Source organism: Actinomadura macra NBRC 14102 (assembly GCF_001552215.1).
Lineage (GTDB): Bacteria > Actinomycetota > Actinomycetes > Streptosporangiales > Streptosporangiaceae > Spirillospora > Spirillospora macra.
Window position 1 is genome coordinate 347,264 of the sequence record NZ_BCQT01000019.1, and the last position, 19,387, is coordinate 366,650.

The 19,387-nt window shown below is 72.6% G+C and carries 18 protein-coding genes, 1 pseudogene and 1 riboswitch; of the genes and pseudogenes, 9 read left to right on the plus strand and 10 right to left on the minus strand.

Annotated features, from left to right (window positions below):
- The first annotated feature begins 141 nt into the window (after positions 1 to 141).
- Positions 142 to 1,338 carry a L,D-transpeptidase gene (locus tag AMA02S_RS31275; RefSeq protein WP_067465403.1) on the plus strand — a complete coding sequence of 399 codons (1,197 nt, stop codon included), beginning with the start codon at positions 142 to 144 and terminating at the stop codon, positions 1,336 to 1,338.
- 93 nt (positions 1,339 to 1,431) lie between these two features.
- Here AMA02S_RS31275 and AMA02S_RS31280 read toward each other — a convergent pair whose 3' ends face one another.
- Positions 1,432 to 2,997, minus strand: a complete 1,566-nt coding sequence (locus AMA02S_RS31280) for an alpha/beta hydrolase (RefSeq protein WP_067465405.1) — start codon at positions 2,995 to 2,997, stop codon at positions 1,432 to 1,434.
- 203 nt (positions 2,998 to 3,200) lie between these two features.
- On the opposite strand from AMA02S_RS31280, the gene AMA02S_RS31285 reads away from it, so the two are divergent.
- From AMA02S_RS31285 to AMA02S_RS31295, 3 genes are read left to right on the plus strand one after another with little or no spacing between them, the layout of a single operon-like run.
- Positions 3,201 to 4,364: a sensor histidine kinase gene (locus AMA02S_RS31285; protein ID WP_084265772.1), complete on the plus strand. Its 1,164-nt coding sequence runs from the start codon at positions 3,201 to 3,203 to the stop codon at positions 4,362 to 4,364.
- Between the two features lie 60 nt (positions 4,365 to 4,424).
- Positions 4,425 to 4,853: a pyridoxamine 5'-phosphate oxidase family protein gene (locus AMA02S_RS31290; protein WP_067465410.1), complete on the plus strand. Its 429-nt coding sequence runs from the start codon at positions 4,425 to 4,427 to the stop codon at positions 4,851 to 4,853.
- 41 nt (positions 4,854 to 4,894) lie between these two features.
- Complete coding sequence (locus AMA02S_RS31295; RefSeq protein ID WP_067465413.1) at positions 4,895 to 5,578, plus strand: response regulator transcription factor; 684 nt, start codon at positions 4,895 to 4,897, stop codon at positions 5,576 to 5,578.
- Positions 5,579 to 5,618: 40 nt separating this feature from the next.
- Here the strand turns inward: AMA02S_RS31295 and AMA02S_RS31300 are convergent, their stop codons facing one another.
- The gene (locus tag AMA02S_RS31300) at positions 5,619 to 7,127 is read right to left on the minus strand and encodes an MDR family MFS transporter (protein ID WP_084265773.1); all 1,509 of its coding nucleotides are present in this window, start codon (positions 7,125 to 7,127) and stop codon (positions 5,619 to 5,621) included.
- Positions 7,128 to 7,184: 57 nt separating this feature from the next.
- On the opposite strand from AMA02S_RS31300, the gene AMA02S_RS31305 reads away from it, so the two are divergent.
- Positions 7,185 to 7,640: a MarR family winged helix-turn-helix transcriptional regulator gene (locus AMA02S_RS31305; RefSeq protein ID WP_067465419.1), complete on the plus strand. Its 456-nt coding sequence runs from the start codon at positions 7,185 to 7,187 to the stop codon at positions 7,638 to 7,640.
- Between the two features lie 26 nt (positions 7,641 to 7,666).
- Complete coding sequence (locus tag AMA02S_RS31310) at positions 7,667 to 9,154, plus strand: carotenoid oxygenase family protein (RefSeq protein WP_174551001.1); 1,488 nt, start codon at positions 7,667 to 7,669, stop codon at positions 9,152 to 9,154.
- Here AMA02S_RS31310 and bioB read toward each other — a convergent pair.
- Positions 9,151 to 10,287, minus strand: a complete 1,137-nt coding sequence (gene bioB / locus AMA02S_RS31315) for a biotin synthase BioB (protein ID WP_067465422.1) — start codon at positions 10,285 to 10,287, stop codon at positions 9,151 to 9,153. The two genes, AMA02S_RS31310 and bioB, sit on opposite strands and share 4 nt — an antisense overlap.
- Positions 10,288 to 10,462: 175 nt before the next feature.
- On the opposite strand from bioB, the gene AMA02S_RS31320 reads away from it, so the two are divergent.
- A complete protein-coding gene (locus AMA02S_RS31320) occupies positions 10,463 to 11,227 on the plus strand; it encodes a metallophosphoesterase (RefSeq protein ID WP_067465425.1) in 765 nt (254 codons plus the stop codon).
- On the opposite strand, the gene AMA02S_RS31325 is transcribed toward AMA02S_RS31320, so the two are convergent.
- Positions 11,216 to 12,310: an amidohydrolase family protein gene (locus AMA02S_RS31325; protein ID WP_084265775.1), complete on the minus strand. Its 1,095-nt coding sequence runs from the start codon at positions 12,308 to 12,310 to the stop codon at positions 11,216 to 11,218. The two genes, AMA02S_RS31320 and AMA02S_RS31325, sit on opposite strands and share 12 nt — an antisense overlap.
- A 92-nt stretch (positions 12,311 to 12,402) precedes the next feature.
- Between AMA02S_RS31325 and AMA02S_RS31330 the strand changes: the two genes are divergently transcribed.
- Positions 12,403 to 12,903, plus strand: a complete 501-nt coding sequence (locus AMA02S_RS31330; protein WP_067465428.1) for a MarR family winged helix-turn-helix transcriptional regulator — start codon at positions 12,403 to 12,405, stop codon at positions 12,901 to 12,903.
- 81 nt (positions 12,904 to 12,984) lie between these two features.
- Here AMA02S_RS31330 and AMA02S_RS31335 read toward each other — a convergent pair whose 3' ends face one another.
- The 3 genes from AMA02S_RS31335 to AMA02S_RS31345 form a co-directional block, all read right to left on the minus strand.
- The gene (locus AMA02S_RS31335) at positions 12,985 to 14,085 is read right to left on the minus strand and encodes a hypothetical protein (protein WP_067465431.1); all 1,101 of its coding nucleotides are present in this window, start codon (positions 14,083 to 14,085) and stop codon (positions 12,985 to 12,987) included.
- 137 nt (positions 14,086 to 14,222) lie between these two features.
- The gene (locus AMA02S_RS31340; protein ID WP_067465434.1) at positions 14,223 to 14,801 is read right to left on the minus strand and encodes a GNAT family N-acetyltransferase; all 579 of its coding nucleotides are present in this window, start codon (positions 14,799 to 14,801) and stop codon (positions 14,223 to 14,225) included.
- The gene (locus tag AMA02S_RS31345; RefSeq protein ID WP_084265776.1) at positions 14,794 to 15,540 is read right to left on the minus strand and encodes a carboxymuconolactone decarboxylase family protein; all 747 of its coding nucleotides are present in this window, start codon (positions 15,538 to 15,540) and stop codon (positions 14,794 to 14,796) included. Before AMA02S_RS31345 ends, AMA02S_RS31340 begins: the two co-directional genes overlap by 8 nt.
- A gap of 119 nt (positions 15,541 to 15,659) precedes the next feature.
- Here AMA02S_RS31345 and AMA02S_RS31350 point away from each other — a divergent pair, with 119 nt between their 5' ends.
- On the plus strand, positions 15,660 to 16,445 hold the full coding sequence (locus AMA02S_RS31350) for a class I SAM-dependent methyltransferase (RefSeq protein ID WP_067465437.1): 786 nt from the start codon (positions 15,660 to 15,662) through the stop codon (positions 16,443 to 16,445).
- Here AMA02S_RS31350 and glyA read toward each other — a convergent pair whose 3' ends face one another.
- The 3 genes and pseudogenes from glyA to AMA02S_RS31365 form a co-directional block, all read right to left on the minus strand.
- Positions 16,446 to 17,717 carry a serine hydroxymethyltransferase gene (gene glyA, locus AMA02S_RS31355; RefSeq protein WP_067465440.1) on the minus strand — a complete coding sequence of 424 codons (1,272 nt, stop codon included), beginning with the start codon at positions 17,715 to 17,717 and terminating at the stop codon, positions 16,446 to 16,448. It abuts the gene before it with no gap.
- A gap of 56 nt (positions 17,718 to 17,773) precedes the next feature.
- A riboswitch (ZMP/ZTP riboswitch) is annotated at positions 17,774 to 17,861 on the minus strand.
- Positions 17,862 to 17,965: 104 nt separating this feature from the next.
- Positions 17,966 to 18,781 (minus strand): annotated as a pseudogene (locus tag AMA02S_RS45140) (DMT family transporter); the annotation flags it as partial.
- Between the two features lie 109 nt (positions 18,782 to 18,890).
- The gene (locus AMA02S_RS31365; RefSeq protein WP_067465445.1) at positions 18,891 to 19,382 is read right to left on the minus strand and encodes an Lrp/AsnC family transcriptional regulator; all 492 of its coding nucleotides are present in this window, start codon (positions 19,380 to 19,382) and stop codon (positions 18,891 to 18,893) included.
- Positions 19,383 to 19,387: the final 5 nt, after the last annotated feature.

The following is a 19,387-nucleotide window of genomic DNA, read 5'->3' on the forward strand; positions in this document are numbered from 1 at the left end:
GAGGCTCGGGCCGCGCGGTGCTGGTGGGTGGCCGGAGGGCGGCGCGGCGGGCGAACGCTATCGACACATCCGCATTTATTCGACGAAACCGTGCATACCCTCACAGGGAAGACCCGCGTCGAGTGAAGAGGAGGGTCCGAAGTGCTCCAGGGCCGAGTCGGACCGGCGAGCGCGGCGATCATCGCGGCGGTGGCCGTCGCCGCCGCCGGATGCTCGTCCGGAGGCGGCGGCAAGGGCGGAAGCGGCGGCGACGCCAGGGAACCCGCCAAGCTCGCCATCACCCCCGCGACCGGGACCAGGCAGGTCGCTCCCGAGCAGCCCGTCACCGTCAAGGCCGACAAGGGGAAGCTCACGAGTGTCACCCTCACCTACGGCAAGAACCAGAAGGCCGCGGGCAAGCTGGCCGCGGACGGCACGTCCTGGAAGTCGGCGTCGAACCTGCGCCCGGCCACGACCTACACGGTGACGGCACGGGGCAGCGGCGACGGAGGGGCGCAGGTCACCGCGACGTCCACGTTCACCACGCTCACGCCGCGCAAGAAGCTGGAGAGCGGCATGTCGCCGCTGGAGGGCGAGACCGTCGGCGTCGGGATGCCGGTCCAGCTGCTGCTGTCCAGACCGGTGAGCACCAAGGAGGGCAAGTCCGCCGTCGAGCGCGCCCTTGAGGTGCGGATGTCCAAGCCCGTCCAGGGCGCCTGGTACTGGATCAGCGACAAGGAGGTCGACTTCCGGCCCCGCGACTACTGGCCCGCCGGCGAGAAGGTGAAGGTCATCGCGCACCTGGCGGGCCTCAAGGCGGGCGAGGGCATGTACGGCATGAGGGACCGCACCCTCACCTTCACGGTCGGCCCCCGGCACATCACCACCATCGACGCCAAGCAGCACCGCGCGACGGTGACCAACGGCGGCGCGACCGTCCGGACCATGAAGGTCAGCCTCGGAAAGCCCGGCCACGACAGCTACAGCGGGACGATGATCGCGCAGGAGAAGGCGGCGCACATCGTCATGGACTCGGCCACCACCGGCGACCCCGGCGAGTACCGCATCCCGACGAAATGGAACGTCCGGATGACCTACAGCGGGACGTTCGTGCACTCGGCGCCGTGGTCCACCGACTCGCAGGGCAACGACAACGTCAGCCACGGATGCGTGAACGCCTCACCGTCGGACGCCAAGTGGTTCTTCGACTTCACCAACCGCGGCGATGTCATCAAGGTGACCGGGACCTCCCGGCGGCTCCAGTTCGGCAACGGCCCCACGCCGTGGGCCAAGTCCTGGGACGCGTGGCTGGCGGGCAGCGCGCTCGGAGCCCCGGTGACCGGCGCCCCGCTGAACTGACGCGGGCGGCGCCCGGCCGGACGCCGCCCGCTCGCACGTCAGCTTCGTGCGACTCAGCTATGCACAGATCAGCACTGCGTAGGGATGCGCAGGTCAGCGCTGTGGAGCGCAGGTGAGGTCGTGCTCGGGCAGGCGGCCGGTGGCGAGGTAGCCGTTGACCCGGTCGTTCACGCAGGCGTTCGGGTAGCCGCGCTGGTAGGGCGCGTGGACGTTCGCGGACAGCGTGATCATTCGGGAGCCGTCCAGCAGACGGTGCAGGCCCACGTTGCTCGCGTAGTCGGTGCGGGTGTCACCGGTCGCCGCGACCATCAGCGCGGGCACGTGACCACCGACCTTCACCGGCTCCTCGCGGGGCTGTACCGGCCAGAACACGCAGGGGTTGACGCTGTAGGCGAGGGCGCCGAAGAACGGGCTGTCCTTCCGGTGCCGCTGGACATCGCGCCAGTAGACCTCCGGGTCGCGGACCGGCGCGGCGTCTCCGCACAGGATCGCGCTCTGGCCGCTGCCATAGCGCGACTCGGCGCCGGTCAGCAGGAACGCCAGCTCCTCGTCCAGCGCCTTGGTCGGCTCTGCCGCCCCCTCCGCGGCGGCCTTCCGCAGCACCCGGACGGACTCGGCGAGGTCGGCCCGCGCCGCGTCCTCGTCGGTGCCGAGGTTGTCGAAGAGCACGACGGGGACCGTTCCATCGTCCACGCGGTGCCGGCCCACGTGCAGCGGCTCGCGCGCGGAGGCTCGCAGGATCCCGCGCACGGTGGCGAGCACCTCGGCGCGGGTGTCTCCGAGCCCGTACCGGGCGTTCCGCTCCGCCGTCCAGGCCGCCCAGTCGCCGAGCGCCCGCTCGTTCGCGGTCTCGGTCCCCATCAGCAGCCGGGGTCCCCAGCGCGCCGGGTCGACCGAGCTGTCCAGGACGGTCCGGGCCAGTCGGCCGGGGAACATCGCCGCGTAGACGGCCCCGAGATAGGTGCCGTAGGACGCGCCGTTGTAGGCGACCTTCCGCTCACCGAGCGCGCCGCGGACGATGTCCATGTCGCGGGCGATGTTGCGGGTGCTGATGTGGGGCAGCACGTCGCCGTTCGTCCGTGCGCACCGTCCCGCCAGGTCCTTGGCGAACGCGACGGCCCGATCGAACCCGGCCCGGTCCTCCCCCGCCGACTTGATCCAGGTGCCGCTGGGCCAGCCGCAGTCGACGGGCGCGCTGCGGCCGAGTGAGCGCGGGTCCATGCCGACGAGGTCGTAGCGCGGCCCCGCCTCGCCCATGATCCCGCGCATGTACGGCGGCATGTCGATCGCCGGACCGGGACCGCCGCCGTTGAGGATCATCGTGCCGATCCGGTGCTCGCGGTCGGACGCCGGGAGCCGGGAGATCGCGATCTTGATCGTGCGTCCGCCGGGCCGGGCGTAGTCGAGCGGGACGGTCACGTCCGCGCACCGCGCACCGGCCTCGTCCAGTTCCCGGCCGACCTGGTCGTCGGGGCCGAGGGTGCACGCCTTCCACTGCGGGTGCTGGGAGTAGAAGCGCCCAAGGCCCCCGCCTCCGGACGTTTCCCACGCCCGCGCCGGGGCCGGCAGGGCCGCGGTGCCGGCCATCACGGCGCCCCCGGCGAACAGCGCGACCGCCCGCCGGGCGCCCTTGCTCCGTCTGGGTTCTGTGTCTGTCATGTGCTCTGACGCTATGCGGCCGGGGTCGTCCGCGCAGTGCGGCGATCACCCCGGACGCGCCTCGGGACAGCCGCACGGGCGAACTGGGGCAAGCCCCATGTACGCCCCCGCGCCATCGGCGCCGGGACGGTACCGACCTAAGTCACGAGGCTCCCGACCTGCGCCTACTGCCGGACGGGACGGCAGTCGATAGCGTTGAGCAGGTGGACCTCCGGCGATCGTGGCGCGACTGGCTCGGTGACGTGGGCGTCACGGCCGCGGCCGTGGCGCTCGGGCTGGTGATGCTCCAGGCGTCGCTGAACGACTTTCCCGATCCGGAGAAGATCGCCGTTTCGCGGGACGTGACGATCGGCGCGGTCACCTGGGTCGTCCTGCTGCTGTTCCGCCGCCGCCACCCGGTGCCGGTCGCGGTGGCGATGATGGCCGGGCAGGTGCTGGCCTCCACGGCGCTCGGCTCGGCCGCGCTCGCGGTGTTCTCCGTCGCCGTCCACCGACCCTGGCGCACGTCCCTGATGGTCGCCCTCACGAACATGCTCGTGCTCGTCATGGTGTTCTGGCTCTCGCCCCTGTCCGATCGCGAGTTCCGCGAGGGAGTCCTCACCTTCGGGCTGATGTACGGGGCGCTGGTCAGCACCGGCATGCTGGTGCGCTCCCGGCGGCAGCTCATCGAGTCCCTGCGGGAGCGGGCGCGCTCGGCCGAGGCGGAGCAGCGGCTGCGCGTCGAGGAGGCCCGGCTGCTGGAACGCGAGCGCATCGCTCGCGAGATGCACGACGTCCTCGCGCACCGGATCTCGCTCCTGGCGGTGCACGCGGGCGCGCTGGAGTTCCGCCCGGACGCGCCCGCCGACCAGCGGGAGGCCGCCGGGATCATCCGGCAGAGCGCCTACGAGGCGATGGAGGACCTGCGCGAGGTGATCGGGGTGCTGCGCGACGACGTGCACGGCGGCCCGCCCGGCGACGACCCCGAGCGCCCGCAGCCCACGCTCCACGACGTGGCGGCGCTGGTCGGGGAGTCGCGCCGCGCCGGGGCGCGGGTGACCCTGGACGACCGGGTCCCCGACCCGGCGGCCGTCCCGGCGCGGGTGGGCCGGCACGCCTACCGGATCGTCCAGGAGGGCTTGACCAACGCCCGCAAGCACGCGCCCGGCGCCCCCGTGCGCGTCGTGCTGGACCTGTCCGGAGGGACGGCCCTGACCATCGAGATCGTCAACGCGCTGGCGCCCGGCCCGCCGCCGCGCCCGCTGCCCGGTGCCGGGGCGGGGCTCGTCGGCCTCGGCGAGCGGGTGGCCACGCTGGGCGGGACGCTGGAGCACGGCCGTACCGACGGCGGCCGGTTCCGGCTGCGCGCACGCCTGCCCCTCCCCTAGTGATCGATCTCGCGCATCCGTCATGCATGGGCCGCGGCGGTGGGGGGCATGGGGTAGGACATGGCATCTGAGTCGTCCGCGAGACCCCTTCTGGAAGAGCTCGATCGCGCGGAGTGCCTGCGCCTGATCGCCCCGGGCGGCATCGGGCGGGTGGCCTACGACGACGGCGAGGGGCCCACGGTGGTCCCGGTCAACTACGCCGTCGACGGCGAATCGGTGATCTTCCGGACCTCGGTGTCGGGACGGCTGAACCGCAGCCTGCTGACGGCCGTGACGGGCGGTGACGTCCGGGCGGCGTTCGAGGTCGATCACATCGAGGAGACGAGCCGGCAGGGGTGGAGCGTGCTGCTGCGCGGCGGCGCCCACCGGCTGTCGGACGAGGAGCGCGACAAGGCGGTGCGGGTCGATCCGTGGCCGGGCGGCGAGCGGGAGGCGTGGTTCCGGCTGGCGGCGACGGAGGTGAGCGGCCGCCGCCTGGGCGAGCCGTGATCCGGGCGGTCCGAAGGCGTCCGGGGCCGTAGAGTGACGGGATGGACTCACCACCCATCCGCGTGCTCATCGTGGACGACGACGCGCTCGTGCGGGCGGGGCTGTCGATGATGCTGGCGAGCGCCGGGGACCTGGAGGTGGTGGGGGATGTCGCCGACGGCGCCGAGGTCGTGCCCGCGGTGAACGCCCACCGGCCCGATGTCGTCCTGATGGACATCCGGATGCCACGGTTGGACGGACTCGCGGCCACCGAGCGGCTGCGCACCCGCCGCGAACCGCCCGAGATCATCATCCTGACGACCTTCGACACCGATGAGCACATCCTGCGCGCGATGCGGGCCGGGGCGAGCGGGTTCCTGCTCAAGCACACCCCGCCGCCGGAGATCGTCCGGGCGATCCGGCAGGTCGCGGCGGGCGAGCCGATGGTGTCGCCCGCCGTGATGCGCAAGATGATGACCTATGTCGCGGGTGCCGGCGTCGATCCGCGCCGCGACCGCGCCCGCGAACTGCTCGGCCGGCTGAGCGAGGGCGAGCGGGCGGTCGCGGCCCTCGTCGGGCGCGGCAGGACCAACAGCGAGATCGGCCGGGACCTGTCGCTCAGCGTCGCGACCGTGAAGGCGTACGTGTCGCGGCTGCTGACGAAGCTGGAGCTGAACAACCGGGTGCAGATCGCCCTGCTGGTCCACGACGCGGCGATCACCGACTCCGCCGGCCGGCCCGACTGACCCGCGCCGTGCCGCGGGGGCCGGTCGGGCGCGTGCGAGGTCATTCGCGGGGCTTCAGCGGGACGTTCCGCAGCAGCACCGCCGCGGCGGCGCCCGCCGCCAGCAGCGGCAACCCCGCGAGGAACAGGTCGGAGAACGCCCGCGCGAACGCCTCCGCGACACCGTCCCTGACCGGAGCCGGGAGTGTGCCCAGCACCTCCGGGCGGACGGCGTCCTCGAACGGCGGCACCCGCCCGTCCGGCACCCGGCTCGCGACCTCCTCGGCGAAACGGTTCGACACGATGCCGCCGAACACCGCCATGCCGGCGGCCGTCCCCAGCATCCTCGTCGCGAAGACCCCGGAACTCGCCGCGCCGAGGTCGCGGCGCGGCGCCGCGTTCTGCGCGATGAGGACCACGACCTGCTGCGACAGCCCGGCGCCGAACCCGAGGATCGCCATGAAGAGCCCCGCCGTGACCAACCCGGTGTGGACGTCCATCGTCGCCAGGAGCGCCACGCCGAGCGCGCTGATCAGCATGCTCGCCGCGGGCAGCCGGTGGTACCGGCCCGTCCGGGCGATATGGCGTCCCGCGCCCATCGACGCGGCGAGCAGCCCGATCATCATCGGGAGCAGCAACAGTCCCGACTCCGTCGCCCCCACTCCCCCGACGACCTGGAAGAACATCGGCAGGTAGGTCGCCAGCCCGAATCCGGTGGCGCCGCCCACCGCGGCGACGACGCAGGCCACGCTGAACGACCGGTCGCGGAACAACTCCGGTGGGATGACGGGCTCGGCCGCCCGCCGCTCCGCGAACACCCACACCGCGAACAGCACGACCGCGCCGGCGCCGAGTCCGAGGATGACCGGCGAGTCCCACCCGTGCCTCGTCCCGGCCCAGCTCGTGAACAGGGTGAAGCAGGTGACCGCCGCGCCGAGCAGCCCGATGCCGAGGTAGTCGATCCGCGGCCGTCGCTCCGGCCGGGGCAGCCGGAGGAACAGCAGCGTCGTCGCGAGCGCCACCGCGCCGAGCGGCAGGTTCACGTAGAACACCCACCGCCAGGACGCGTGGTCGGTGAGGAATCCGCCGATCAACGGTCCCGCGATGGCGGACACCGCGAAGATCGCCGCCGAGTAGCCCTGGTACCTCGCCCGCTCCCGTGGCTCGAACAGCTCGCCCGACAGCGCGAACATCGAGCTCATCAGGCAGCCGGCCGCTGCGCCCTGAACGGCGCGGAACGCGATCAGCCAGCCCATGGACGGCGCCGCCCCGCAGGCCGCCGACCCGGCGAGGAACCCCAGCAGCCCGGCCAGGAAGACGGGCTTGCGTCCGAAGAGGTCTCCGAGCCGTCCCGACAGCGGAACGGTGACGCTGGTGGCCAGCACGTAGGCGGTGGACACCCACGCCAGCCCGTCCCGCCCGCCGAGGTCGCCCACGATCGCCGGCAGCGCGGTGCCGAGCACCGTCGCGTCCAGCGAGGACATGAGCCCGGCGAGCATCAGCCCGCCGAACACCAGCAGCCGGTCCCGTCGCCCCATCATGTGCACCTCGCAGTTAATTGACTTCAGCATTAAAATGCTAGTCACATCTAGATGAGCAGCGCAACAGGGCGGGGTAGACTGGCGGCCATGAGCGAGGAGGCGGTGGACGCCGTCGAGCGGAGCATGGTCAAGCTGCGCCGGGGCATGTCGCGGCAGCGGCTGGGCAAGGCGGCGATCCGGGAGCACAACCTTCCGGTGGACGTCCAGGTCTTGCACGTCGTCGACGTCATCGACGAGGGACCCGACCACGACGGCCAGGAGATGAGCGTCGGCCTCGTCGCCGCCCGGCTCGGCGTCGACGCCTCCCGCGGCAGCCGCATCGTCGCCGAGACGGTCAAGCTCGGCTACGTCCGGCGGGTCGCCTCCCAGGAGGACGGCCGCCGCATCCACCTGGAGCTCACCGCCGCCGGCCGGTCGGTCGTCGACGCCACCCGCCGCACCCGCCAGGACCACTTCGCCAAGGCCATGGCCGGGTGGACCGAGGCGGAGCAGGCCGAGTTCGCCCGCCTCCTGGCCCGCTTCGTCCACACCTACGAGAACTGACGGCCCCGCGGCGCACGGAAAACAGGATGACATCCGGCGCCGGAAGGCCGAGCCTGGTGTTCTCGGCGGCGCGCGGGGCGCCGTCCGGCCGAACGGGGCTTGCGGTGATCGATGCCGAGACCGTCGCGACCTACGACCTGCCGGGCTACCTCAGGTCCGTACCGGACGAGATCGACGCGTGCGACCTGCCGGTCTCCGGCGCGCTACCGCCCGACCTGGACGGACGGTACATCCGCAACGGCCCCAACGCCCTGCCGGGCATGACCAGCACGCACTTCCAGACCGGCCCCGGCATGCTCCACGGAGTGCGCCTGCGCGACGGCCGCGCCGAGTGGTACCGCAACCGCTGGGTGCGGACGGGCATCTTCGAGGGCCGCTCGCTCGTCGGTCCCGACGGGACCATCGACCTCACCGCGCCCTCGTCCAACACGCACGTCATTCACCACGCCGGTCGCGTCCTCGCGCTGGTCGAGGTGGGCTTCCCCCAGGAGGTCACCCCCGATCTGGCCACCCTCGGCCCGTGCGACTTCGGCGGGCGCCTGACCACGGCCATGACCGCGCACCCCAAGCAGGATCCGTCCACCGGCGACCTGCACTTCTTCGGCTACGGTATGCGGCCGCCGTTCCTGACCTACCACCGGCTCGACGCGCGCGGCGATCTCGTCCACAGCCGTGAGGTGGCCGTCCCGGCGGGCACGATGATGCACGACTTCGCCATCACCGAACACCACGTCGTCTGGCTCGACCTGCCGATGACCTTTCAACTCGGCCTCGTCGGCCGCGGCATGCCCTACGGCTGGGACGACGCGTACGGCGCCCGCCTCGGCGTCATGCGCCACGACCTCCCGGACGCGCCCGTCCGATGGTTCGAGATCGACCCCTGCTTCGTCTTCCACGTCGCCAACGCGCACGAGGTGGCGGGACGGATCGTCCTGGACGCCGTCCGGTACTCCCCCGGCGAGTTCACGGCTCTGTGGGACCTGCTGTCGCGGACCAGGGAGCCGCCCGGCCCGTCCGCGCCGGCCGTCGGGCGCGCCCGCCTTCACCGCTGGACCCTGGACCCCGCCCGCGGCACCGCGACCGAACAGCCGCTGGACGACCGCGCCGTGGAGTTCCCGACCCTCGACGACGACCGCACCGGCCGTCCCGCCCGCTATGTCTACTCGGTCGCGGGCACCGAACCCCTCAGCCCGGACGAGTGCGCGATCGTCAAGTACGACACCTCCAGCGGCACGACCACCTGCCATGACCTGGGCCCCGACACGATGATCGGCGAGGCGGTCTTCGTTCCCGCCCACGCCCGCCGCGACGAGGACGGCGGCTGGCTCATCGCCATCGCCACCACCCGCGACGGCACCGCCTCACGGCTCCTCGTCCTGGACGCCACGGACTTGCCCGCCGGACCGGTCGCCACCGTGGATCTGCCACGCGGCGTCCCGGTGGGCTTCCACGGTTCGTGGATCGGCTCATCGGAGGCAGACGAGCCCGAGCCGTCGGGGGCGGCGGGGCTCTAGGCGTTGGGTGGCAGGGGCGTCCCGGCGCCGCGGCGGCGGACGGTGACCAGGTCGGCGCGGGAGGCCGGCTCGGCCCCGGTCTCGGTCTCGGTCTCGGTCTCGGTCTCGGGGGTATGGTCTGTGCCCTCGCGGCGGTGGCCGGGCAGGGTGGGGACGTCCTCGCCCTCCACCTCGAAGCCCGCGTCCGCGATCATGTCGAGGTCGGCCTTCCCGGCCTGGCCCTCGCTGGTCAGGTAGTCGCCGAGGAAGATCGAGTTGACGATGTGCAGGGCGAGCGGCTGCATGCTGCGCAGGTGGATCTCGCGGCCGCCGGCGAGCCGTACCTCCACATCCGGGCAGACGAAGCGGACCATCGCGAGGATGCGCAGGCAGCGCTGCGGTGTCAGTTCCCACCGGCCGGCGAGCGGGGTGCCCTCGAACGGGATCAGGAAGTTGACCGGGACGGAGTCGACGTCCAGCTCGCGGAGCGCGCACGCGACGTCCACCAGGTCCTCGTCGCTCTCCCCCATGCCGGCGATCAGCCCCGAGCACGCCGACAGGCCAGCATCCCGCGACCGGCGGACGGTGTCGGCTCGGTCGGCGAAACCGTGTGTGGTGCAGATGTCGGCGTACTGTTCCTCAGAGGTGTTCAGGTTGTGGTTGTAAGCGTGGGCGCCCGCGTCGCGCAGCCGCTCCCCCTGGCCGTCGCGCAGCAGGCCGAGGCAGGCGCAGATCTCGACGTCCGGCCGCCGGTCCCTGATCGCGGCGATGGTGTCGGCGACGCGGTCCACGTCCCGGTCGGTGGGGCCGCGGCCGCTGGCGACCAGGCACACCCGCTTGGCGCCCGCCGCCATCCCCGCCGCGGCGGCGTCCGCCGCCTCTTCCGGCTTCAGCCAGGTGTAGGTGAGCACCTCGGCCTTCGAGCCGAGCCGCTGCGAACAGTAGGAGCAGTCCTCGGGGCACAACCCGGACTTCAGGTTCACCAGGTAGTTCAGCTTGACGCGGCGCCCGAACCAGTGGCGCCGCACGCGGCCCGCCGCGGCCACGACGTCGAGCAGGTCGTCGTCGGAGGTCGCCAGCAGCGCCAGCGCCTCGTCCCGCGTCGGCGGCTCCCGCCGCAACCCCTTGTCGGCCAGCGTTTCGAGAAGGCTCATGGTGGACGATCCTCGCCGGAGCGGTCCCGAGGGGCCAAGGCGCCCAGCCGACAAACCCGACGATCACAGTTTGTTCGCAAGGAGTCCGTGGTGAAGGTCCGATCCGGAATTGGTCCAGTCCACTGCCATGGAACTGGATCTTCAGACTCGGCCAGTCCCCGTCTAGATTCGCCTCATGATCGTTCTTGCCCAGCTCAGCGACCTCCATCTGGACGGTGGGGACCGCGCCGCCGAGCGCGCCGAACGGGTCATGGGCCATCTGAACGCCCTGCCGCTCGACGCCATCCTGGTGACGGGGGACATCGCCGACCACGGCGAGCCGGCCGAGTACACACGGGCCCGCGAGATCCTGACGTCCCGGTTCCCCGTGCTCGTCTGCCCCGGCAACCACGACGTCCGCGGACCGTACCGGGAGGTCCTGCTCGGTGAGCCGCCGGAAACCGGGCCGGTGAACCGGGTGCACAAGATCGCGGGCGTGGTGGTCGCGATGTGCGACTCGACCGTCCCCGGCGAGGACCACGGGCTCCTCGACAAGGACACGCTCGGCTGGCTGGACACCGTCCTGACCGCCGAGCCGGAGACCCCCGCGTTCGTCTGTTTCCACCATCCCCCGGTCCCCTTGCACATCCCGTATGTGGACGAGATCCGGCAGTTCGGCGAGGACCGGCTTGCGGACGTCGTGGCGCGGCATCCGCAGGTCGTGGCGATCCTGTGCGGGCACGCGCACACGGCGGCGGCCACCACGTTCGCGGGACGGCCTCTCCTGGTGGCGCCTGGAGTCGTCTCCACGCTCACCCTTCCCGGTCAGAAGGGCGTCGTCGACTACGCGGCGCCACCAGGGGTGGCCTTCCACGCCCTGGCCGAGGACCGGCGGCTGACCACGCACTACCGCACGTTCGAACGGCCAGGCACGGACGGTCGGGGTGACTCAGTTCTGTAGCCTCCTGGCGAGGGTCGGGAGCAGGCGCAGGGCGTTCTCACGGTTGACGGCGGCGTGCGCCCCCGCGTCCAGGGCCGGGTCGTGGTCCAGCAGCGCGGTCGTCCGGCCCACCTCGCCGGCCGGGACCTGCGGCCAGTCCGTGCCGTAGAGCAGGCGCCGGTGCCCGGCGACCGCGAGCAGGGTCGGGGTCGCGTACGGGGAGGCCGGCATCGCGGAGTCGTAGTAGAAGCGCCGGACGGCCCGCCGGAACGCCTCGGGTCTCGGCCCCTCGCCCAGCCGGCCGGCCTGCTCGACCCGTCCGCCGAGGTAGGGCAGGAAACCGCCGGCGTGGGGCAGGATCACCGAGATCCGCTTGTGCCGGTCGAGGGTGCCCGCGGTGATGAGGCTGAGGGCGGTACGGGTGGTGTCGAGCATGAAGTCGGCGACCCACTCCTCGATCCCGGGGAGGGGGCGGGCGTCGGCGAGGCCCACGGGATGGGTGAAGACCACGGCTCGCCGCCGGTCCAACTCGGCGAACAGCGGCTCGAACGCGGAGTCGCCCAGGTAGCGGCCGTCCGCGTTGGCCATCATCAGGACGCCGTCGGCGCCCAGCTCGTCCAGCGCGTAGGCCGTCTCCTGGAGTGCCACGTCCACGTGGAGCAGCGGCAGGTAGGCGAAGAAGCCGAACCGGGTGGGATGCTCCCTGACCAGGTCGGCCATCGACTCGTTGAACACCCGCGTGCCCGATTGGGCCAGCTTGCGGTCGCGGAACGCCTCGGCCGGCGCGGGCGCCGAGGCGACGCCCGCCGCGGTCCCGTTGGCGTCCATCGTGTCCAACGTCCGCGCCAGGTCCCAGTCGGCCCACCGCGGCCCGCCCTCGGGCGGCAGCAGGCCGTGCTCGACGGCCCATCGGCGCATCGCGGGCGGAAGCGCGTGGTGGTGGGTGTCGATCCGGCCGCCACGCAGGCTGTTTCCGGCACGGGCCGTCCGCGCGGGACCGAGCCCGGCGGCGGTGACGGCGCCGACCACGGTGGCCAGCGCGGCGGTCCGCACCACGCCCCGCCTGCCCGGCCCGGACGGCTGGTCGCCTTCTTGGGGGTGCATCGGTTCTCCCAACGTTCGCGTCGAAGCCGCCCAGAAGGAGTATATGAGACTGTCTCGTTCGAGACTATATTGATCGCGCCTAAACTCGGGACGTGGACAACGAATCTCCGGAGCGCCGGCCGACGGCGCTCGGCGACCCCCGGGCCGACGACCCCGCGCTCGGCCTCCTTCTCGCGACCGCGCACGACGCCGCCCGGTCGGCGCTGAACGCCGAGTTGCGCCCGCTCGGAATCGAGACGCGGCACTTCGGCATACTGGCCACACTCGACCGGCAGGGGCCCACCAGCCAGCGGCGGCTCGGTGCCCTGCTCGGCCTGGACAAGTCCGCCGTCGTCCGGATCATGGACGAGCTGGAGCGGCTGGGTCTCGCGGTCCGCAACCGCGCGTCGCACGACCGCCGCGCCTACGCGATCCAGCTGACCGCCGAAGGGCAGCGGCTCGCGCGGGCGTCGGCGGAGGCGGCCACGGTGGTGAGCGCCCGGCTGTTCGGCCGGCTCGGCGCGGACGACCGGGACCGGCTCGTCTCACTGCTCACCGACATCGTGGTCCGCGCGCGCGAAGGTTCGACCGGCGACGACGCAGATCGTCCCTAGTGTGAGCACACGAAGCACGACATGCGGGAACACGGCTCGGGTAAGCATGGCGCGACGATGACCAGCCGGTTCCGGGAGCGGTCAGGCGCGGCGGGCGGCCACGGCCTTGCGGTGGGAGTCGACGGCGTCCTGGAGGAAACGGGACGACTCGGCCAGCATGCCGCGCTCGCGCTCCTTGGCCAGCGCGGCGATGCGGTGCAGCGGGACGACCGTCTGCGTGAAACCCTGCGGCGTGTTCGAGCGGATCATCGGGATGCGGTCGTAGGAGTCGGACAGACCGAGGTCCTGGTAGCCCCAGCGGCTCGGGACCTCCCGCAGCATCGACTCGCCCAGGTAGCGGACGGCGCCCGACACGAACGGGTCGTTACCGGCGACGATGACGGAGTCCCAGTCGGCGAGGCGCTCCAGGACGAGCGGCTCCAGCGCGTCCAGGGAGCCGGGCGAGAAGTCGAAGGGGAAGTCCGCCGGGAGGTACTCCGCCCGCCATCGCGCGAGCGCGGCGTCCATTCCGGACGTCCAGCGGTCGAGGAAGTCACGGGCCGATCCCGTCATGCGGCCACGGTCGCTCTGCATGTACCAGTCGAGCGTGCCCGGCTCGGCCGAGGGAGGCTCGGTGTGCGGCTGCTTCACCCGGTCGAGGCCCTCCAGGTCGAGGCCGAACTCGTCGTGCAGCGCCCGCGCCTGCTCCGGGGTCGCGAGGACGTACACGTCGTCCTCGTCGTGCTCCTCCCCCGGTAGTGCGTAGAACATCCGCGGGTCGGCGCCACCGGGTTCGAGGTCGTCGATGCACTCCATCACGGTGAGCAGGTCGAGCTGCTCGCCGGACTCGTGCTCGAGGACCCACCACACCGGCTCGCCGTCGCGCAGGAAATGCAGGCTCTCCTCGCCGTCCTCGTCCTCGACGAGCTCGACGCCGGCCACCGACAGGCCGCCGCCGCACTGCGCGGCGCTCTCCAGGATCTCCCGGTAGCCCTCTTCCAGATCGTCGACGTCCCCGGCGGGCGCCCACACGACCAGGCCGCACTCGTCGAGGACGTCCAGGACGTCGGCCTCCTCGGGCTCGTCGTCGAGGTCGGGGGGCGGCTCGCCGAGGGCCGCCAGCGCCGCCGTGGCCTCGTCCTCGGACACCATGCCGAGCTCCGCCAGCCGGCCCGCCAGGCTCCGGTACGTCGTGTTGACCATGCCCGGATCATCGCAGGTGCCCCTGACATTCCGCCGCGTTTCCAGCGAGCGGTGATCGCACCGTATCGCCGTCCGGACGCGCGGCCGAAGGACGGCGGGCTCCAGGGACGGGGTCAGGGAACGGGTCAGGACACGGGTCAGGGAACGGCGTCGATGCCACGGCGGGATCCGAGCCAGTGGGTACGGTCGGCGGCCACGTAGGACGCGCCGTCCGGACCGTCCGGACCGGCCCGCCACGGCCGCATGCCGAGCTGCTCGGCGACGGCGGCCGAGGTGGTGTTGCCGGCGTCGATCTCGGCGGTGATGCGGTGCAGCCCGACCACCTCGAAGGCGTACCCGAGCACCGCGCGGGACGCCTCGACGGCCAGCCCCTGGCCCCACCGGTCCGGCTCCAGGCTGTAGAGGATCTCGACGTCCACGGCGCTGTGCAGCGGGCCGTCGTGCCGGCGGAGCCCGGCCACCCCTACCAGCGGGCCGCCGTACGGGTCGACCGAGCCGCGCAGACCCGGCCGCAGCGTCCACAGCCCGTAGCCCTCGACCGCGAAGTCACGCTGGCTGGCAGCGATGATCTCGGTGACCTGGACGGGCGAGATCACCATGTCGTCGAACAGGTGACGCCGGACGAGCGGGCCCGTCCAGTGCGCCAGCAGCGCACGGTGGTCGCTCATGCTCACCGGATGCAGCGCGAGCCGTCCGGTCCGCAGCACCTCACTCATGCTCCTCCTCCGGTGGCCAGTCCGGCGCGGGCTCGCCGTCCGGTACGCCCACCCGGAACACCCGCAGTTGCAATGCCAGCGTCGAGTAGTAGCCGACGAGCGTGACCAGCTCGACGAGGGCGGACCGGCCGAGGGTCGCCACCGCCTCGGTGAACACCGCGTCGCCGAGGTCCCGCTCGGCGGCGAGCTGCCGGACCGCCTCGTACACGACCCGCTCGCGGACGTCGGCGAACATGGGCGCGCGGCCCTCGCGCAGCGCGCACAGCTCGTCCTCCTCCAGGCCGGCGCGGCGGCCGACCCGCTCGTGCGCGTACCACTCGAAGTCCGAGCGCAGGTACGCGGCCACGACCAACGTCGCGATCTCCCGTTCCCGCTGGGTGAAGGCGGTGCGGAACCGCAACGCCGCTCCGAGGTCCTGCAGCGGCAGCCCGACGGCGGGGCTGTAGAGCATCGCGTTGAACGGACCGAGGAGCCGTCCCGCGCCGTCGACGAAGCGGAAGTCCGGCGACGCCGCAAGGGCGTCCGCGCCCGTGGGGGGCGGCGTCGAAGGGTCGTCGGTCGCGGCGGCCGGGGCGCGGCCGGCGCGGGGACCACCGGTCACCGCCTCGTAGACGGCACGCTGCTCCTCACCCAGGGAGCCGGGGAACAGCAGCGGGAGGCGGGTCGCGAACGGCTCGCGCCTCCGTCGATCATCGGCGTGTCGGTCATTGACATACTCACCGTTCGCGGGGTCGATCACTTACCGCACGCTAGGGCGTCAGGGCGGCCGCCTCAACCCCTCGTCCGGAATGTGAAACCCCGCACGCACGATGACGTAGCGGTGGCGTGACACCCGGGCCCCGCTGGGAGGATGTCCCGGTGAACGGCATCTATGACGACCCCTGGGCGTACGAGCTGGCGTGCTCGTTCCGCGACGTGCCCGCCGAGGCCGGCGTCCTGCTCCGGTGGTGCGCCGAGCATCGCCCCGAGAGCGCAGGTCCCGTCCGGACGGTGCTGGAACTGGCCGCCGGGCCCGCCGAGCATGCCCGCGAACTCGCGCGCCGCGGACTGACCGCGACCGCGCTCGACCTGAACCCGGCGATGTGCGCCTACGCCGCCGCCGAGGCCCGCCGCGCCGGGGTCGCCCTGGAGGTCGTCCAGGACGACATGACCCGGTTCGACCTGGGTCGCCGCTTCGACCTCGTGGTGACCATGCTCGACTCCACGTCCCACCTGATGACCCTGGACGCGTTCGTCGCGCACCTGCGGCGCGTCGCGGCGCACCTGTCCCCCGGCGGGCTCTACATCGTGGAGATGTCGCACCCGCGCGACCGGCTGGGCGACGACCCGAGCGTCAGCACCGGCTGGACGGTCGAGCGCGACGGCGTCCAGGCCACCGTCCGGTGGGGCGAGCCCACCGACCGCCTCGACCCGGTCACCCAGATCGCCGACGACCACGTGACGGTGACGATCGACGGCGACCGGGTGATCCGCGATGTCGTCCCCTACCGGTTCTGGACGGCCACCGAGCTGGACGCCGCGATCCGCCTCGCGGGCGGGCTGGGCGTCGCGGGCCGGTACGGCGACTTCGGGGCCGGGGCGGACACCGTGCCGCTCACCGACCCCGGCGCGTGGCGCATGATCACCGTGCTGCGTCCCGTGTGATCAGGGTGCGGGAGCCCAACCGGGCATCGGGTAGGCCGCGAGCGTCTCGCGGACCTCGCCGGCGACCCGCTCGACGACCGTCTCGTCCTGCTTGGCGGCGGCCTGGACGACCTCGTCGATCCAGCCGGCGACGCGTGGCATCCGCTCCTCGGTGAACCCGCGGGTGGTGATCGCGGCGGTGCCGAGCCTCAGCCCGGACGGGTCGAAGGGCTTGCGCGGGTCGAACGGGACGGCGTTGTAGTTCAGCTCGATGCCGGCCCGGTCGAGCGCCTGCGCGGCGACCTTGCCCGGGACGCCCTTGTTCGTGAGGTCGATCAGGATGAGGTGGTTGTCGGTGCCACCGGAGACCAGGTCGTAGCCGCGCTCCAGCAGCGCCGCCGCCAGGGCCTTGGCGTTCACCACGATCTGCCGCGCGTACCCGGCGAAGTCCGGGCGGGCGGCCTCGCTCAGCGCCACGGCGATGGCCGCGGTGGTGTGGTTGTGCGGTCCGCCCTGAAGGCCGGGGAAGACCGCCTTGTCGACCGCCTTGGCGTGCTCCGCGGACGACATGATCATCGCGCCCCGCGGGCCGCGCAACGTCTTGTGCGTGGTCGTGGAGATCACCTCGACGTGGCCCACCGGGGACGGATGGGCGCCGCCCGCGATCAGGCCCGCGATGTGGGCGACGTCCGCGGCCAGCACCGCTCCGGCCTCGCGGGCGATCTCGGCGAACGCCGGGAAGTCGATCGTGCGCGGGACGGCGGTGCCGCCGCACCAGATGAGCTTCGGCCGCTCCTTGAGCGCGAGGTCGCGGACCTGGTCCATGTCGACCCGTCCGGTGTCAGCGCGCACGTCGTAGCGGACCGGCCGGAACCACTTGCCGGTGACCGACACCGACCAGCCGTGCGTCAGGTGACCGCCCATCGGCAGGGACAGCCCCATCACCGTGTCGCCCGGCTCCAGGAACGCCATGTACACCGCGAGGTTGGCGGGCGAGCCGGAGTACGGCTGGACGTTGGCGTGCTCGACGCCGAACAGGGCCTTGGCCCGCTCGATGGCGAGCAGTTCGATCGGATCGACGTTCTGCTGGCCCTCGTAGTAGCGCTTGCCCGCGTAGCCCTCGGAGTACTTGTTGGTCAGGACCGTGCCGGTGGCCTCCAGCACGGCGGGCGAGACATAGTTCTCCGAGGCGATGAGCCGGATCTTCTCGAACTGGCGCCGGGCCTCGGCCTCGACCAGTCCGGCGATCTCGGGGTCCTGGTCCCGCAGGTGGGGAACGGCCGGTTCGTGCATGACTGCCTCCGCACTGTTCGCGCCGGGCTCGCTTCGGGCGCCCCGGCGGGTGGGGACCCGTACACCCAGGCGCGCGGTGTGCGGAACTAGTGTCGCTTCCCGGTGGTTGTCTCCACCTTGACTGCGCCAGTCGCGTTGGCGCCATCATAGCGATCCCGGCCCGCCGGGCGCGGCGTCCGCGCGGGGAACGAGACGATGACAAGCCCGGCCAACAGGAGCAGGGACCCGGCTCCGACCGGCACCGACATCCGCTCGCCGAGGACGGCGACGGCGATGCCGGTGGCCACCAGCGGCTCGGCGAGGCTGAGCGTCCCCGCGGTCGCCGCGCTCACCCGCCGGAGGCCTGCGACGAAGGCCGTGTACGCGGCGGCGGTGGCGGCGATCCCCAGCCAGGCCACGAGCGCGGCCGTGCGCGGTGCGGCGAGTCTCGGCGTCTCCGCGAGCATCCACGGCAGCAGCGCCGTGCCACCGGCGAGAAGCGTGACCGAGACCGCGGCGGTCATGCCCACGTCCTGCCGGGTCAGGACCTTGGCGGACACGGTGTAGACGCCGAAGCACGTCCCGGCGACGAGGCTGAGCCCGATCCCCACGGGGTCGGCGTGGACCTGCGGTCCGGGGACCATGAGCAGTGCGACGCCGCCGACCGCGCACGCCGTCCCCGCCCACCAGCGGCGTCCGAGGGCGCTCCCGAGGACGATCCGCTCGCACAGGCCCGTCGACACCGGCGCCAGACCGAACACGACCGCGGTCGCGACGGCGGCGCCGGTGCGGTCCACCGCGCTGAAGAACGACGCCTGGAAGGTGCCGGTCGCGGTGGTCGCTGCGGCAAGCGGCGGCCACGTCCCCCGTGCCAGCGGCCCACGCGCGAGGGTGAGGAACGTCCGGGGACGGGTCGCGAGCACCACGGCGGCGAGCACCAGGCCGCCGCCGAGGATCCGCGCACCGCCGACCGCGACCGGGCTCGCGGACGGTTCGGCCAGTGCCTGCGCCGGTCCGACCGTCCCCCACAGAATGCCCGCGACGAGCACCAGCAGCACTCCCGAAGAGTTGTTCCATCGGTCCATGGCCCCGACGCTAGGAGAACGTGCGGTCCATTACGTTCACGACCGCTCTTCATTCGGTCTGGGCTGTCAGCACCGTCACCTATTCGGGCACAGGGCCAGTCTCTGGTGGCTAGCTGTAGGACGTTCGGCGCTCCCGTCGCTCAGGTGACGGAAGTTCGGCCTGTTCGACCGGCTGGACGTAGTCGTAGACGACGGTGGTGCGGACGTCCACGAACTCCTTGCGGCGGGCCAGCCGGTCGAGCACGAAGTCCCGCAGGTACGCGGTGCTCGGCACGGCCACGTGGACCAGGAGGTCCTCGTTCCCCGTGACCACGAACACTCCGACGGCCTCGGGCATCGCGGCCATGCTGTCGCGGGCCGACTCGATCGCCTCCCGCGACTGCGGCCGGATCCTGATCGAGATCAGCGCCTGCACACCGCGGTCGAGCCGCTCCAGGTCGGCCGCCGCGTGGAAGCCGGTGATGACGCCGCGCGACCGCAGCGCCCTCGTGCGCTCCAACGCCGTGGACGGGGCGATCCCGACCGCCTCGGCGAGCTCCCGGTTCGTCTGGCGCCCGTCGCGCTGCAGCCGCCGCAGGATCGCCTGGTCCACCGCGTCCATAAGGT

Coding starts and splice junctions, on each gene's coding strand:
- AMA02S_RS31280 (WP_067465405.1), bottom strand. CDS start 2,997: ATGACAGACACAGAACCCAGACGGAGCAAGGGCGCCCGGCGGGCGGTC.
- AMA02S_RS31290 (WP_067465410.1), top strand. CDS start 4,425: ATGGCATCTGAGTCGTCCGCGAGACCCCTTCTGGAAGAGCTCGATCGC.
- AMA02S_RS31295 (WP_067465413.1), top strand. CDS start 4,895: ATGGACTCACCACCCATCCGCGTGCTCATCGTGGACGACGACGCGCTC.
- AMA02S_RS31300 (WP_084265773.1), bottom strand. CDS start 7,127: ATGCTGAAGTCAATTAACTGCGAGGTGCACATGATGGGGCGACGGGAC.
- AMA02S_RS31305 (WP_067465419.1), top strand. CDS start 7,185: ATGAGCGAGGAGGCGGTGGACGCCGTCGAGCGGAGCATGGTCAAGCTG.
- AMA02S_RS31310 (WP_174551001.1), top strand. CDS start 7,667: ATGACATCCGGCGCCGGAAGGCCGAGCCTGGTGTTCTCGGCGGCGCGC.
- bioB (WP_067465422.1), bottom strand. CDS start 10,287: ATGAGCCTTCTCGAAACGCTGGCCGACAAGGGGTTGCGGCGGGAGCCG.
- AMA02S_RS31320 (WP_067465425.1), top strand. CDS start 10,463: ATGATCGTTCTTGCCCAGCTCAGCGACCTCCATCTGGACGGTGGGGAC.
- AMA02S_RS31325 (WP_084265775.1), bottom strand. CDS start 12,310: ATGCACCCCCAAGAAGGCGACCAGCCGTCCGGGCCGGGCAGGCGGGGC.
- AMA02S_RS31335 (WP_067465431.1), bottom strand. CDS start 14,085: ATGGTCAACACGACGTACCGGAGCCTGGCGGGCCGGCTGGCGGAGCTC.
- AMA02S_RS31340 (WP_067465434.1), bottom strand. CDS start 14,801: ATGAGTGAGGTGCTGCGGACCGGACGGCTCGCGCTGCATCCGGTGAGC.
- glyA (WP_067465440.1), bottom strand. CDS start 17,717: ATGCACGAACCGGCCGTTCCCCACCTGCGGGACCAGGACCCCGAGATC.
- AMA02S_RS31365 (WP_067465445.1), bottom strand. CDS start 19,382: ATGGACGCGGTGGACCAGGCGATCCTGCGGCGGCTGCAGCGCGACGGG.